This is a genomic window from Pseudomonas sp. S3_C06 (assembly GCF_054667675.1).
The window spans coordinates 575,869-590,254 of the sequence record NZ_CP162747.1 but is presented as its reverse complement, the minus strand read 5'-3'; the positions used below and the strand labels follow the sequence as shown (position 1 = coordinate 590,254).

The window sequence follows — 14,386 nt, the reverse complement described above, 5'->3', positions numbered from 1 at the left end:
GTTACGAGCATCCTGCCACATGGTGATTTTCTGATCTGACTCGCTTAGTACACTAGAAAATACTCTGGAGCTGATCAACCGCCACTAACACACGACACTCAAGGCCCTGATCAATCATGCAGCGGAGAATCGTCACCTGAGCATCTCCGCTTACATGACTTATCGTGGCCGCGTCAAAAATCAACACAAGCTAGAACTTGAAGCGCCCCACCAGCCCTTTCAGTTGACCAGAAATATCCGTCAGGCGAGCCGAACCGGTGTGCGCCGACTGCGCAAACCTTTCAACCAACTGGGCATCGGCATGGATTTGTGAAATGTGTCGGTTGATATCTTCGGCAACCTGATGCTGCTCCTCTGCCGCAGTGGCGATCTGAGCGTTCTGATCGCGAATCGAGTCCACCGAGTCGCGGATCTTGTCAAAACTGTCGCGCGCCTGCTGGATACATTCAACGCTGGTTTGCGAAACCTCCAGGCTCCGTTGCATCTGCTGGGTGACCTCCTTAGTTCGCCGCGCGAAGTTGCCGAGCAAGATGTCGATCTCGCCGGTTGAGTCTGCAGTACGTCGTGCCAAGGCACGTACTTCGTCGGCCACCACCGCAAATCCACGGCCTTGGTCACCAGCGCGTGCGGCTTCAATCGCGGCATTAAGCGCCAACAGATTGGTCTGCTCCGCGATCGAGCGAATGGTATCGAGGATGGTGTTGATGTTCTTACTGTCCTGGTCGAGCATCTGCATGGTAACTGCCGACTGCTGCAGGTCGTCACTCAATTTAAGAACGCTGCCCGTGGCCTCACCAATCTGCCGTTGCCCGTCGTGCACCTCCCGATAACCGACGTCCGCGCTGGAAGCGGCATGACTGCAAGAGCGGGCCACTTCGTTAGAGGTAGCGACCATCTCGTTGAAAGCTGTGCTCACCAACTCAACTGCTTCGCGCTGGCGCACTGCGGCGCTGTTCATGTTACTGGCCACTTGACTGGTGTCCGCAGCGACCTCTTGCAAATCGGAGGAAGCGCTGCCAATGCGCCGCATCAGTTGCGCGATCATGCCAAGGAACTGGTTGAACCAACCAGCCAAAGTGGCGGTTTCGTCCTTGCCCCGCACTTCCAGTTCGCGGGTCAGGTCGCCCTCCCCTTCGGCGATTTCCTGCAGGCCATCGGCAACGCCGCGAATCGGTCTAACGATCACACCGGCGAAGCTCGCGCCGACGATGGCAAAGATGATTGCCAACACGGCGGCGATCAGTGCGATCAACCCTGTCAGATTGGTGGCCTGAGCCATGACTTCGTCGCGTTTGATCAGCCCGATGAAGCGCCAGCCCAGGCTTTCAGAACTGACCACATTGACCATGTAGGGCACGCCATCGATCTCAACCTGGGTCACGCCATCGCCACTCTTTGCCAGCTCGGTATAGCCGGGGCCCAGATCGGCTAGGGGCTTGAAACTATTTTTGGCATTCGCCGGATCGACCAGAACGTTGCCGTTGGCTTCGACCATCATCAGGTACCCGCTGTCGCCCAGCTTGATGGTTTTAACCAGTTCAGTCAGTTGCTTGAGCGAGACGTCCACGCCGACGACACCCACAGGGTTGCCGCTGGGGTCGGCGAAAGCGCGAACCGTGCTGACCAGCACCATGTCATCCGGTGCCCAATAGTAAGCGCTCGTGCGCACGGTTGAGCCTGGCGCGGCCGCCACGGCGGTCTTGTACCAAGGACGTACTCGGGGGTCGTAGCTGGCCATTTTCGGGTCGTCGGGCCAACCGGCAAAGCCGCCGTCTTTGAGCCCCAGGGAAATAGACGCAGTGGTCGGATGGGTCTCGGCAAATCTATCGAAAATAGCCTGGAGTCGCTGATCCGCTTCGGTCACAGGCGTTTGCTCAGCATTGGCCGCGGTATAGTTTTTCAATCCCTTGACGGTGGCGATTCGAGGATCCTTGGCCAGGTATTCGACGTTTTGGCGGATGCTTTCAAAGAACTGCTTCATACCGTTATCGATCTGGCGAATTTCACGACCGCTGCTATCCAGGAAATTGGCCTGTGCCGCGCTCCGCAAGTTCAATACGACAAGCACCGCAACCAGAATCACCGGAAGGCAGGCGATGGCGGCAAATACCCATGTCAGCTTCTGTTTGATGTTCATGACTTCTCCAGCGGGTATTTATGAGGAGTTAGGGCGAGCCGATGGAACGGATATACCGCCTGAAATCAGAACAGCGCCCACGACGACTGCCACGAAATCTGCAAGGCAGCGTCCGTAGATAAAAATCAGTGTTGTTTTCCTGTCAGGCAGGTTCTCGCCCGTTAGTCCGACGGAGATGGGCGAGAAAGTTCATGCACTGCTGCTCAGCTCAGAAACGTCCGGGAGCAAAGGGTGCCGGATCGACCACAGGCGCCTCGCCCATCATCACTTCTGCGAGCAGTCGACCGCTGACCGGGCCTAGCGTAAATCCTTGATGGGCGTGGCCGAAATTGAACCAGAGCCCTTTATGCAAGGGCGCCGCGCCGATCACCGGCTTCATGTCTACAGTGCAGGGTCTGGCGCCGCTCCAAGGCGTGCGCTCCACCTGGGGGCCTAAGGCTAATACCTGCCGTGCGGCCCGCTCGGCCTTGCCCAGTTGCACCGGTGTTGGAGGTGCACTCAAGCTGGCGAATTCCGCCCCCGTTGACAGGCGAATACCGCGCTTCATCGGCGCCAGCATGTAGCCTTGTTCGGTATCCAGCACCGGGCGGCTCAATGTCGCGCCATCGGCAAAGTGAGCGTGGTAACCACGCTTAACGAACAACGGAATGCGGTAGCCCAACTCGCCAAGCAGTTCGTGAGCCCAAGGGCCCAACGCCACGACCACCTGCGACGCGCCGACTGATCCAGAATCGGTGTCTACGCTCCAACCGGCTCCCGACTGACGCAACGATCGCGCATCGCCACGCAAAATATCCCCACCTTCACGAACGAACAGATCGGCATAACGCTGCACCAACTCACCCGGCTCAATGCACGTCCAGGGTTGCAGCCAATGAATGCCCCCCACCAATGCATCGCTCAACGCTGGTTCCGCCGTTCTGAGCGCGACACCGTCCAGATGCTCAGACAACACGCCGTGTGCACTCACGCGTACCGCGCGCTCCACCGCCTCATCGAATTGCTGTGGGCTACGAAAAGCCTGGATCCACCCTTTGCGCACGATCAGGTTTTGCGAACCGCTTTGATCAATCAACTCCGAATGCTCGCTGATCGAGTGCTCAATCAGCGTGCGAAAGGCATCTGCAATGGCCTGGTAATGCCTAGGCGCGGAGTTGGCCCAATACCTGACCAAGGCAGGCACGTATTCAGGCATCGCGCGCAAATGGTAATTGACGCCAATGTCACGCTTGGCTGCCACGTTTATCAGGCTGGCAAGATCCCTCGGGAACGCATAAGGCTCAATGGCCTCACGCTGAATGATGCCTGCGTTGCCGAACGACGTTTCACGCCCCGGCAAACCTTTGTCCACCAGCGTCACCGCGCAGCCACGGCGTTGCAAATGCAACGCCGTGCATACGCCGACAATGCCGGCACCCAGTACCACCACTTGTTTTTCGTTCACGCTGCCTCCGAATCAAGCACGCTGTTGCGCGATGACACTGATCTCGACCAATGCATCGACCACAAGGCCGGCGCAGACGGTCGCGCGCACTGGCAGGTTGGCCGTGAAGAATGATGCATAAGCCCGATTGAATTCGGCGAAATTACTCCGGTCGGTCAGGTACACGGTAACGCTGACAACATCGTCCAGCGACAGCGATTCGGCTTCCAGCGTCTGGGCAATACGCATCAAGGTCAAACGTGTTTGCGCTTCGATACCTTCAGGAAAGCTACCGTCCTCACCAAAAGGCAATTCGCCAGACAAAAAAACCAGGCCCTGGCTGTGGCGGACTTTGGAAAAGGGCAGATTACTAACGGTCATGGCAGTTCTCTCTTGGGTAATTCAAGGAGGCGCCCATCAACGAGCACCGGTTGTGAATCATCGATTCGACTTCAGCGGTTTTTACGGTAGGCCATTGAGTCATGCATACGCTTGAGCACGTGTTCCCCCTCGCGGACACCGGACACATAGATCCGGAGCGAACAGCGGCTTGAGATCATGTCGACTCGTTGCTTAATAGGTTCAGGAGGGGTGAAACATATGTTTTAGCCTGAAACACCAATCATGTATATACAAGATTAAGCATTTATCATGCCGCTCGATCAAAAAATGCGCCATAAGCCTAAGGTAGAGCGACTTACCCTCCTCTCGCGATTAGAACGCTTTAGGTGCCCCGACACTAAAGGTTTCGTTTTTTCCCACCAGGCATCATGGGTAACACTCCAAGCGCAACCAGCGGTTACATAAGGCTAAAAAGTAGCGATCATCAGCCTGGTCAACTTCGCTAGAAACAAGCCTGAACTGCGGAATCAAAAGCAGCTCAGACATATTGGCCTGCATCTTGCCTTACCGGTATATACAGGCACATACAGATGTCTGCTGCGTGATCATCCTGCTCCCCAAGGATGTTACTCATGAATGTACTGATACCGCTCAGCCCCATTCAACGACCAGCCGTACGAGATCAGCCATAACGCCGAATAGCCGCGTCTGCAGCAACTCTTGCAGAACTGCCTAGATCGTAATGCCTACCAGCAAGACACTAATGAGGTTAACCCTGTATGAATGCCAATGACTTGAACCTGCTTGCCCGCGCAGAAGTGCGCGAATTGGCCAGTTACAACGCCGGCCTCGCCTCGGATGCTGTGCGCAAGCGTTTCGGCCTGACTCGCGTCGCCAAACTAGGCAGCAACGAAAACCCGATGGGCACAGCACCCGCCGTTAGCGCCGCAACGGCTCGAGCTTGCAGCGAAATTGCGCTATACCCCGATGCTGGCTGCCAGGCATTACGCTCTGCACTCTCGAAAAAGCTCGACGTACCCGAGAATCAATTGGTGTTCGGCAACGGCTCGGAAGATTTGCTGAGCGTCATCAGCCGCGTGTTTTTAGACCACGATGACGAAGTAGTTACCGTGGTGCCATCTTTCGGGTTGCACTTCATATACCCAATGGCAGCCGGTGCCCGGGTGGTAGGTGTTCCCATGACCGACAGAGGCACCTTCGATGTAGCGGCAATGATCGCTGCACTCACCCCCCACACCCATGTGCTGATGTTTTCATGCCCGTCAAATCCGGTCGGCTGCACCTTAAGCGCCGACGAGTTGCAGCAACTGCTCGACGCATTGCCCTCGAAGTGTCTGCTGGTGTTTGATGAGGCCTATTACGAATACGCGCAGTGGGAGGCCGAGTACCCAGATTGCCTCGGTTTGATTCAGGCCAGCGGCAAACCGTTTATCCTGCTGCGGACTTTCTCCAAGGCTTATTCCCTGGCAGGTTTGCGCATCGGCTACGGTATCGTCAGCGATCCACTGCTGGCGAGATCTGATTAACCGCCTGCGCACCCCGTTCAACGTCAACAGCGTGGCACAAGCTGCAGCGATTGCGGCACTGGCAGATGATGGTCATCTAAACGCCTGCCTATCCCATGTCGCCAGCGAACGCCAGCGGCTGGAAGTAGCGCTGCACGAGCAAGGCATTACGACCGCACCGTCCTTGGCCAACTTCCTGTTTTTTAGCACGCCTTATCCGGCCGAAGTAATCAACCAAGCACTGCTGCGTGAAGGGGTTATCATAAAACCGTGGCGCGAAGTTGGATACACTGAGTACTTGCGCGTCTCTGTCGGAAGCTGTGAGGATAACGACCTTTTCCTCCAAGCACTGGCAAGCGTCCTTGCCGCACTTGAAACACGGACTGACTAATGATCAAAAATGCACCACAAGCGCTCTACCGGCGTGCAAAGGATTATGTGCAAGACCAACTTCGCGCGGGCGTTTGGAAACCTGGTGACCTGATTTCTTCAGAAAACCAACTGGTGCAAGAACTGGGCATTTCGCGCATGACCGTCAACCGGGCCTTACGCGAACTGACCGAAGAAGGTCATCTGGTCAGGATTTCAGGCGTTGGCACGTTCGTAGCCGAAAGCAAACCGCAATCAAACTTGCTGCGTATCACGAACATTGCCGACGAAATCCTCGCCAGAGGTCACAGTTACACCTGCCGTGTGCTGCACTTGGGGCGCGAATCGGCCTCAATGCCGGTGGCCTCCGCATTGGGCCTGACCACCGGTTCTTCAGTTTTTCATCTAGTCTGTGTTCACAGCGAAGAAGGCGTGCCCGTGCAACTCGAGGATCGTTACGTCAATCCCGAGCTGGTGCCAGAATTTCTGAAGCAAGACTTTGGTGAGCACCTGCAACCGGCAAAGTACCTGTTGCGGGTCATCAAGCCCGACGAGATGGAACACATCGTCGAAGCCTGTCATCCCAGCAACGAAGAAAGCAAGCACATGCAAATCGATGGTAATGAACCTTGCCTGGTGCTCATACGCCGAACCTGGAGTCAGAGCAAAATCGTCACCTATGTTCGCTTAGTACACCCGTCCTCACGCTATCGCCTAGGCAGTCGCCTGCCAGTAAATGGGACGCATAGAGACAGTTGAGGCCTGAAGGCACTTGATGAATTGAACCATCATGATTTGGGATGAACACGTAATTTCCGCAGCTTCGTTTGAGCCGAGGATCAACGCCGAATCTCAGGAGTTACTCCCCTTGAAGTCAGGCTACCTGCTATTTTTTGCTTGTTCACCGGCTGCTTCATGCTGCGTCCGATCCGCGAGTACACGGGCATAACGGCGGGCGTGGAGAGTTTGCAATGGCTGCCCGCTGATACGCTGGCATGAGATCAGCGGTGCAGGACGCCCCAGCGCCACTTCGATGGATAGTCTGAGCAATCCTGTACGCGCAACCCTTTCAGCGGCTTGACGCGAGTCCTGAAGTCGCCCTACCTAATCTGTATATCAAGCTCTGTGGTGCTGCTCGCAAATCTTCACTTAGAACAAGCACGCTTGCTGCGTTAATATTTTCGTGATCGTCTGCCTCAGATTCGCGTATTCGGAATCATTAATTTCATTGTCCCGGCTGGCGCCCCATTCTCGCAGCTATTCATGACAGGCCGCTTGGCGGGAGGCTGGGATGCGCATGCTTCTGGCGATCGCGCCGCTGCTGATGTGCATTGACTTGATTGGGCTCGCGCTGACACCAAGTTTCATCATCCTCGCTGCCCTAATAACCGTAAGCCGCATCGGCGAATATGTCTTCGCCCGCCCAAGTCGGGAGATGCTCTTCGCGCCACTCGACGACAAGAGTAAATACAAGGCCAAAAACGTCAACGATACCGTCGTTTATCGCGCAGGCGATGCCATTTAGCGGGGTCAAAAGTGCGCTTGATATGTTGGGCCAAGGTGGCGACTAGCTTGCGGTTGTCGGTACTGTGCGCGCACCGCTCCGGGGCTGTCTGGGATGGAGGCTTGGCAAGCAGGTAGATGAATCGAATGCTAACAGCTCCGATTGTGCTGCCGGACACTCCGACGCAAAGTTTGCCGGCGGAAAGGGCGGGCGTTTAGATATTCTGTAACATCGCTTCAGCGAAAATGCAGCGGTCATAGACATCGCCCTGAGACTCAAACTCTCAGGCGGTGGCTGTCGTGAATTTTCATGTACTACAAACGCGAAAAAGCTCCACAGCTACAACGACTGCCTGCCGCCAATAGCTGTAGAGCAAAAAACTGCATAAATACTGTAGCTAATGTGCGGGATTACTCGGCCAATTCAGCTCACCCGAGTCAGGGGCCATAGGCCCCTCCTCCGATTACAAGCTAGGTAGCAACTTCGGCAACACCAGTTCGCTCAAGAGACGGGAGGCCAACAGCTCGCTCGCCGCGTTGATATCCGGCGCGAAGAAGCGATCTTTCTCGTAGTAGGCCACTTTGCTGCGAAGACTGGTGCGAGCAAGCTCCAGCTTCGCCGAGGTCTTCAGACCTTCGCGCAAGTCTAGGCCCTGGCAGGCAGCTAGCCACTCTACGGCGAGCACGCCACGGGTGTTTTCAGCCATTTCCCACAACCGCTTGCCGGCTGCTGGAGCCATGGACACGTGGTCTTCCTGATTCGCGGAAGTCGGCAGGCTATCTACCGAATGCGGATGCGCCAGCGCCTTGTTCTCACTTGCCAGCGCCGCTGCGGTAACTTGGGAGATCATGAAACCGGAGTTCACGCCGCCATTAGCCACCAGGAACGGCGGCAGTTGAGACATATGCTTGTCCATCATCAGCGAAATGCGACGCTCGCTCAGGGAACCGATTTCAGCGATGGCCAATGCCATGTTGTCCGCAGCCATGGCCACAGGCTCGGCGTGGAAGTTACCACCGGAGATTACATCGCCTTCGGCAGCGAAGACTAACGGGTTGTCGGAGACGGCGTTAGCTTCGACGACTAACACTTCGGCGGCTTGACGGAACTGGGTCAGACACGCTCCCATGACTTGCGGCTGGCAACGCAGGGAGTACGGATCCTGAACCTTGCCGCAGTTCTGGTGCGAATCAGAAACTTCACTGCGTTCGCCCAGCAAGTCACGGTAAGCGCTAGCGGTGTCGATCTGGCTTTTTTGTCCACGAGCGGCATGGATGCGAGCGTCGAACGGCGAGCGCGAGCCCAAGACTGCTTCAACTGTCAAACCACCAATGACCAGTGCGCCAGCGAACAGATCTTCGCCCTCGAACAAACCACGCAATGCGTATGCGGTAGACACCTGTGTGCCATTGAGCAACGCCAGACCTTCTTTGGCAGCCAGTGTCAGTGGAGTCAGACCGGCGATTTTCAGGGCCTCGGTCGCCTCCAGCCATTCGCCTTTGTAACGAGCCTTGCCTTCGCCCAGCAGCACCAGCGACATGTGGGCCAAAGGCGCCAGGTCGCCGGATGCGCCGACCGAACCTTTCAACGGAATGTGCGGATAAACCTCGGCGTTGATCAATGCGATCAGCGCTTCGATAACGACGCGGCGAATGCCGGAGAAGCCACGGCTCAGACTGTTGACCTTGAGCACCATAACCAGTCGGACTAGCGCATCGCTGATCGGCTCGCCAACACCGGCAGCGTGGGACAGAACCAACGAGCGCTGGAGGTTCTCCAGGTCATGGGTGGCGATGCGGGTCGAGGCCAGCAGGCCGAAACCGGTATTGATACCGTAGGCGGTGCGGTTCTCGGCGAGGATCTGTTCCACGCAGGCAACGCTGGCTTCAATCTGGGCCGAAGCGCTGTTGTCGAGGGTAATTTTCACCGGGTGCTGGTAGACATCACGCAGTTGGGCAAGGCTCAGTTGGCCTGGGATGATATTGAGTGTGTTCATGCTTTGGCTCCTTTAACAGGGGTGATCATTGGCAGGTTCAAGCCTTGCTCTTTGGCGCAATCTATTGCGATCTGGTAACCCGCATCGGCGTGACGCATGACCCCGGTTGCCGGGTCGTTGTGCAGCACGCGTGCAATTCGCTCAGCCGCCTCGTCAGTACCGTCGCAGACAATCACCATGCCCGCGTGCTGGGAGAAGCCCATGCCGACGCCGCCGCCGTGGTGCAGGGAAACCCAGGTCGCGCCGCTCGCGGTGTTCAGCAGAGCGTTTAGCAGTGGCCAGTCGGACACGGCGTCGGAACCGTCCTGCATCGATTCGGTTTCGCGGTTTGGGCTGGCAACAGAGCCGGAATCCAGGTGGTCGCGACCGATGACGATTGGCGCCGACAATTCACCGCTACGCACCATTTCGTTAAATGCCAGGCCGAGCTTGGCACGCAGGCCCAGGCCAACCCAGCAGATACGTGCCGGCAGACCCTGGAAGCTGATGCGTTCGCGGGCCATGTCCAGCCAGTTGTGCAGGTGCGCGTCGTCCGGAATGAGTTCTTTGACCTTGGCGTCGGTTTTGTAGATGTCTTGCGGATCGCCCGACAGTGCAGCCCAACGGAATGGGCCGATGCCTCGGCAGAACAGCGGCCGGATGTAGGCCGGTACGAAACCCGGGAAGTCGAAGGCATTTTCCACGCCTTCTTCCTGCGCCATCTGACGGATGTTGTTGCCGTAGTCGAAGGTCGGAATGCCCATTTTCTGGAATTCGAGCATCGCTTTAACGTGCACGGCCATCGATTGCTTGGCGGCTTTCACCACGGCAGTAGGTTCCGTCTTGGCGCGAGCGCGGTAATCTTCCCAACTCCAGCCGGCTGGCAAATAACCGTTGAGCGGGTCGTGGGCGCTGGTCTGGTCGGTGACCATGTCCGGGCGCACGCCACGCTTGACCAGTTCCGGCAGGATCTCCGCCGCGTTGCCCAGCAGCGCGATGGAAATCGCCTTGCCTTCTTTAGTGTATTTGGCGATGCGGGCCAGAGCGTCGTCTAGGTCAGTGGCTTGCTCGTCGACATAGCGACTATTCAAACGGAAATCGATGCTGACTTGCTGGCATTCGATGTTCAGCGAGCAAGCGCCGGCCAGGGTCGCGGCTAACGGCTGGGCCCCACCCATACCGCCGAGGCCTGCGGTCAGCACCCAACGACCCTTGAGGTCATCGTTATAGTGCTGGCGACCGGCTTCGACGAAGGTTTCGTAGGTGCCCTGGACGATGCCCTGGCTGCCAATGTATATCCAGCTGCCGGCGGTCATCTGGCCGTACATGGCCAGGCCTTTGGCGTCGAGTTCGTTGAAGTGCTCCCAGTTCGCCCAGTGCGGCACCAGGTTGGAGTTGGCGATCAGTACGCGCGGAGCGTTGCTGTGGGTCTTGAACACGCCGACCGGCTTGCCGGATTGCACCAGCAGGGTCTCGTCGTCGTTCAGATTGGTCAGGCTCTCGACGATCTTGTCGTAGCACTCCCAGTTACGCGCCGCACGACCGATACCACCGTAAACCACCAGTTCTTTAGGGTTCTCGGCCACTTCCGGGTCGAGGTTGTTCATCAACATGCGCAGTGGAGCTTCAGTCAGCCAGCTTTTGGCCGTCAGCTTATTACCACGCGCGGCGCGGATTTCGACATTACGGAAATGGGATGGCTTGCTCACCGGTAATCCTCTTGAATGACTTTCTCAGCCTATTTATTGGTTTAGCACTACAGATCGCACATAAATATAATCATGTATATACAACCATGATCAAGCGAAATTTTGCTCACCTGTTATTTGTCTTTTGTGACTCGTTCATTCAGCGGAGCTGCGCCTATTGCAGATCAAGGGCAAGGCTACTTGAAGAGATGGTCATGACAGCGAAGTGATGGGATTCAGCAATTCGACAGCCCTGCGCTGTCGCAGGTTATTGCAGGCAACCGAGGCGGCCGGCCCCGTAAGCGCGACAGGCTCAGCCCCAAGTTATGCACCGAATCGCCCCTCCAGACGGTGCCGTGAACCTGGCAGAATCAGGCGCGTAGACGTGACAGACAGATAGCCAGACCAAGTCCGCCGACGAATCAACAAGCACGCATCATGAGGCGCGATCTGCAACAGCCTGCACTCCTCCTCGTCGGCCAGGATCGCCTCGACTACATGCTCACCTTCGGTCAGAGGAGCGACCTTGGAAAGATACGCATAAGGCGTCTGAGTCACGAAATTCTGCCGCAGATAATCCGGAGCCACTGCCGCGTTTACGTAGCGATCCTCCAATTGCACCGCCACATTATTCTCGTAGTGCGCGATCAGAGAATGAAACACCCGCTGCCCTTCGCGCATTTCCAGCGACAAGGCTTGTTCAGCGCTAACCCCCTCCTCACATAGGAGAATCACCGTGCAGTGGTGGCGATGGTCACGCTCGCTGATCTCATCAGCAATATTGTTGACGGCAAATAAAGCCGATTGACCTTTGCGCTCGGCTACGAACGTCCCCACCCCTTGCATGCGCACTAACACACCATTGGCGGTGAGCTCACTAAGAGCACGGCTTATAGTCATGCGACTCAATCCAAGCTCCTGAGCCAGCTCGCTTTCCGAAGGTATACGTTCGTGAGCCGACCATGTGCCACTCAAGATCAATTGGGTGATCATATGTTTGACTTGCGCATAGAGTGGCGCGGGCGAATCACTGGGCTGATCGACCCACGGAGAAAAATTCCGCGATTTATTCGACACGTGGCTCTCCTCGTCAACTGGACAGCGGCCCTATCCCACTTTAAACGCTCGACCGAGCGGGTAGAGAGCGCGCGAAGGAGCATCCGAGCGACCGAGCAGTCGCTCGAAAGCATTTCGGTTACTTCAGATTGCCACTGAGGAACTGCTGAAGGCGCTCGCTTTTGGGATTGCCCAGGACATCTTCAGGGAAACCCTGCTCTTCCACGAGCCCTTGATGGAGGAACAAGACCTGGCTCGACACCTTGCGCGCGAAGCTCATCTCATGGGTCACCATAATCATGGTTCGGCCTTCTTCGGCCAGACCTTGGATAACCTTAAGCACCTCGCCCACCAACTCCGGATCCAGCGCCGAAGTCGGCTCGTCAAACAACATAATCTCCGGCTCCATGGCCAGGGCTCGGGCAATAGCAACGCGCTGTTGCTGCCCTCCGGAGAGAAAGGCCGGGTATTGATCGGCGACACGCGGCGGCAAACCTACCTTGTCCAGATAACGTCGGGCTCGCTCCTCCGCATCCTTTTTACTAACACCCAGTACCCGGCGAGGGGCCATCGTAATGTTGTCGAGCACTGTCATGTGGCTCCACAGGTTGAAATGCTGAAACACCATCGCAAGCCTTGTGCGCAGACGCTGAAGTTCATCTGCGTCGGCCACATGCATGCCGTGGCGGTCATGCCTCATCCGGATCAGCTGGTTATCCAGGCCCATGGCGCCGTCGTTGGGAGTTTCCAAAAAGTTGATACAACGCAAGAAGGTGCTCTTGCCCGACCCACTGGCGCCGATCAGGCTGATCACATCGCCTGTCTTGGCATTAAGCGAAACACCCTTAAGTACTTCGTGATTGCCATAGCTTTTATGCAGGTTTTCAACGGTCAATTTGTACATGCTCTAACATCCTGAATTAATGAGCCGGGCCGAGGAAAGACAGCCAACGGCGTTCAGCCAGACGGAACAGGCCAACCAGAGAGAAAGTGACTGCGAGGTAAATCGCGGCGGCGATACCGAACGATTGGAATGTCAGGAACGTTGCTGAATTGGCATCCCGGGCAACCTTGAGAATGTCTGGCACAGTCGCGGTGAACGCGACCGTGGTCGAGTGCAGCATCAGTATTACTTCGTTGCTGTAGTTCGGCAGCGATCGGCGTAGCGCAGACGGCATGATGATGTAGGCATACAACTTCCAACCGCGCAGTCCGAATGCCTTGGCCGCTTCGACCTCGCCGTGATTCATGTTACGGATCGCTCCGGCGAAAATTTCCGTGGTGTAGGCGCAAGTGCTCAAAGCGAAGGCAAGAATGGTGCAGTTGATTGCATCGCGGAAGAATGCGTCGAGCATGGGTTGCGCGCGCACCGCTGCAAGGCTGTAGATACCGGTGTAGCAGATCAGTAGCTGTATATACAGTGGCGTACCGCGAAACAGATAAGTGTAGAACTGTACCGGCCAGCGCACCCATACGTTGCTTGAGACCCTGGCAATCGACAGCGGGAGTGCCATCAAAAAGCCCAGGAAAAGCGAAGCACTTAGCAGCCACAGGGTCATCGCCAACCCGGTGATGTAATAGCCATCGCTGTAGAGAAAAGGCTTCCAGTATTCCTGCAGAAGTTCGATCATCGCACGGCCTCCCGGGTGCCTGCGGCATAGAGGATTTCCAGCCGGCGCAAGACGTAGTTCGATGCAGTGGTGATGACCAGATAGATCAAGGCCGCCAGCACCAGGAAAAAGAACAGCTGATAGGTGGTCTTGCCGGCGTCCTGAGCCACTTTCACCAGGTCAGCCAGCCCAATAATCGAGACCAACGCGGTGGCTTTGAGGATGACCATCCAGTTATTGCCGATACCCGGTAAGGCAAAACGCATCATCTGCGGGAACAGTACGAAGCGGAAACGCTGCGCGCGGGTAAGGCCGTAAGCAGTGGCCGCTTCCATCTGGCCACGCGGCACGGCAAGGATGGCGCCTCGGAAAGTCTCAGTGAAATACGCACCATAGATAAAGCCCAGGGTGATCACGCCGGCACTGAATGGATTGATCTCGATGTAATCCCACCCTAAGGCTGAGGTCAGCTGGGTGAGCCAGGTCTGTAAGCTGTAGAAGATCAGCAGCATCAGAACCAGATCCGGCACTCCACGAATCAGCGTGGTGTAGGCCTGTGCAGGGACGCGAAACAGCGCCGACGTTGAAAGCTTGGCACTGGCACCTATCAGGCCCAAAACCACGCTTAGCAGCAAGCAAAGGAAGGATAACTTGACCGTCATCCAGGTGCCTTGCAGCAACAGTGGGCCAAAGCCCTTGAGGCTGAAGCCCGACAGCCCCAGCATCTGCAATAGGTTTTCTAACATGGGGAAGTCC

The 14,386-nt window shown here is 56.6% G+C and carries 13 protein-coding genes and 1 pseudogene; 4 read left to right on the top strand and 10 right to left on the bottom strand.

What is annotated here, in order from left to right; all coding sequences use genetic code 11:
- Positions 1-190: 190 nt before the first annotated feature.
- From AB4N44_RS02475 to AB4N44_RS02460, 4 genes and pseudogenes are all read right to left on the bottom strand, one after another.
- Entirely contained in the window at positions 191-958 is a 768-nt protein-coding gene (locus tag AB4N44_RS02475; protein WP_460158223.1) for a methyl-accepting chemotaxis protein, read from the bottom strand.
- A gap of 93 nt (positions 959-1,051) precedes the next feature.
- Positions 1,052-2,137: pseudogene (locus AB4N44_RS02470) on the bottom strand (cache domain-containing protein); the annotation flags it as partial.
- 208 nt (positions 2,138-2,345) lie between these two features.
- Positions 2,346-3,581: an NAD(P)/FAD-dependent oxidoreductase gene (locus tag AB4N44_RS02465; RefSeq protein ID WP_137201192.1), complete on the bottom strand. Its 1,236-nt coding sequence runs from the start codon at positions 3,579-3,581 to the stop codon at positions 2,346-2,348.
- Positions 3,582-3,593: 12 nt separating this feature from the next.
- Complete coding sequence (locus AB4N44_RS02460) at positions 3,594-3,941, bottom strand: RidA family protein (RefSeq protein WP_137201191.1); 348 nt, start codon at positions 3,939-3,941, stop codon at positions 3,594-3,596.
- A gap of 755 nt (positions 3,942-4,696) precedes the next feature.
- Between AB4N44_RS02460 and AB4N44_RS02455 the strand changes: the two genes are divergently transcribed.
- The 4 genes from AB4N44_RS02455 (at position 4,697) to AB4N44_RS02440 (ending at position 7,322) form a co-directional block, all read left to right on the top strand.
- Entirely contained in the window at positions 4,697-5,449 is a 753-nt protein-coding gene (locus tag AB4N44_RS02455) for an aminotransferase class I/II-fold pyridoxal phosphate-dependent enzyme (protein WP_460158171.1), read from the top strand.
- 31 nt (positions 5,450-5,480) lie between these two features.
- Complete coding sequence (locus AB4N44_RS02450; RefSeq protein ID WP_460158170.1) at positions 5,481-5,819, top strand: aminotransferase class I/II-fold pyridoxal phosphate-dependent enzyme; 339 nt, start codon at positions 5,481-5,483, stop codon at positions 5,817-5,819.
- Positions 5,819-6,556, top strand: a complete 738-nt coding sequence (gene hutC, locus AB4N44_RS02445) for a histidine utilization repressor (protein WP_460110418.1) — start codon at positions 5,819-5,821, stop codon at positions 6,554-6,556. The genes AB4N44_RS02450 and hutC (AB4N44_RS02445) overlap by 1 nt, the downstream gene beginning before the upstream one ends.
- A 532-nt stretch (positions 6,557-7,088) precedes the next feature.
- Positions 7,089-7,322 carry a hypothetical protein gene (locus AB4N44_RS02440; RefSeq protein WP_244653397.1) on the top strand — a complete coding sequence of 78 codons (234 nt, stop codon included), beginning with the start codon at positions 7,089-7,091 and terminating at the stop codon, positions 7,320-7,322.
- A gap of 442 nt (positions 7,323-7,764) precedes the next feature.
- Here the strand turns inward: AB4N44_RS02440 and hutH are convergent, their stop codons facing one another.
- From hutH to AB4N44_RS02410, 6 genes are all read right to left on the bottom strand, one after another.
- A complete protein-coding gene (gene hutH, locus AB4N44_RS02435) occupies positions 7,765-9,297 on the bottom strand; it encodes a histidine ammonia-lyase (RefSeq protein WP_192097912.1) in 1,533 nt (510 codons plus the stop codon).
- Positions 9,294-10,985, bottom strand: a complete 1,692-nt coding sequence (hutU, locus tag AB4N44_RS02430) for a urocanate hydratase (RefSeq protein ID WP_460110420.1) — start codon at positions 10,983-10,985, stop codon at positions 9,294-9,296. Before hutU ends, hutH begins: the two co-directional genes overlap by 4 nt.
- A 303-nt stretch (positions 10,986-11,288) precedes the next feature.
- Entirely contained in the window at positions 11,289-11,957 is a 669-nt protein-coding gene (gene hutC, locus AB4N44_RS02425; protein WP_194733394.1) for a histidine utilization repressor, read from the bottom strand.
- A 202-nt stretch (positions 11,958-12,159) separates the two neighbouring features.
- Positions 12,160-12,924, bottom strand: a complete 765-nt coding sequence (locus AB4N44_RS02420) for an ABC transporter ATP-binding protein (RefSeq protein WP_460090903.1) — start codon at positions 12,922-12,924, stop codon at positions 12,160-12,162.
- Between the two features lie 16 nt (positions 12,925-12,940).
- Positions 12,941-13,651 carry an ABC transporter permease gene (locus tag AB4N44_RS02415; RefSeq protein WP_460110421.1) on the bottom strand — a complete coding sequence of 237 codons (711 nt, stop codon included), beginning with the start codon at positions 13,649-13,651 and terminating at the stop codon, positions 12,941-12,943.
- Positions 13,648-14,376 carry an ABC transporter permease gene (locus AB4N44_RS02410; protein WP_068933320.1) on the bottom strand — a complete coding sequence of 243 codons (729 nt, stop codon included), beginning with the start codon at positions 14,374-14,376 and terminating at the stop codon, positions 13,648-13,650. Before AB4N44_RS02410 ends, AB4N44_RS02415 begins: the two co-directional genes overlap by 4 nt.
- Positions 14,377-14,386: the final 10 nt, after the last annotated feature.

What these genes read in the sequence shown, in the direction of transcription:
- AB4N44_RS02475 (WP_460158223.1), bottom strand. Translation starts at nt 958, where the DNA reads ATGAACAGCGCCGCAGTGCGCCAGCGCGAAGCAGTTGAGTTGGTGAGC.
- AB4N44_RS02460 (WP_137201191.1), bottom strand. Translation starts at nt 3,941, where the DNA reads ATGACCGTTAGTAATCTGCCCTTTTCCAAAGTCCGCCACAGCCAGGGC.
- hutC (WP_460110418.1), top strand. Translation starts at nt 5,819, where the DNA reads ATGATCAAAAATGCACCACAAGCGCTCTACCGGCGTGCAAAGGATTAT.
- AB4N44_RS02440 (WP_244653397.1), top strand. Translation starts at nt 7,089, where the DNA reads ATGCGCATGCTTCTGGCGATCGCGCCGCTGCTGATGTGCATTGACTTG.
- hutH (WP_192097912.1), bottom strand. Translation starts at nt 9,297, where the DNA reads ATGAACACACTCAATATCATCCCAGGCCAACTGAGCCTTGCCCAACTG.
- hutC (WP_194733394.1), bottom strand. Translation starts at nt 11,957, where the DNA reads ATGATCACCCAATTGATCTTGAGTGGCACATGGTCGGCTCACGAACGT.
- AB4N44_RS02420 (WP_460090903.1), bottom strand. Translation starts at nt 12,924, where the DNA reads ATGTACAAATTGACCGTTGAAAACCTGCATAAAAGCTATGGCAATCAC.
- AB4N44_RS02415 (WP_460110421.1), bottom strand. Translation starts at nt 13,651, where the DNA reads ATGATCGAACTTCTGCAGGAATACTGGAAGCCTTTTCTCTACAGCGAT.
- AB4N44_RS02410 (WP_068933320.1), bottom strand. Translation starts at nt 14,376, where the DNA reads ATGTTAGAAAACCTATTGCAGATGCTGGGGCTGTCGGGCTTCAGCCTC.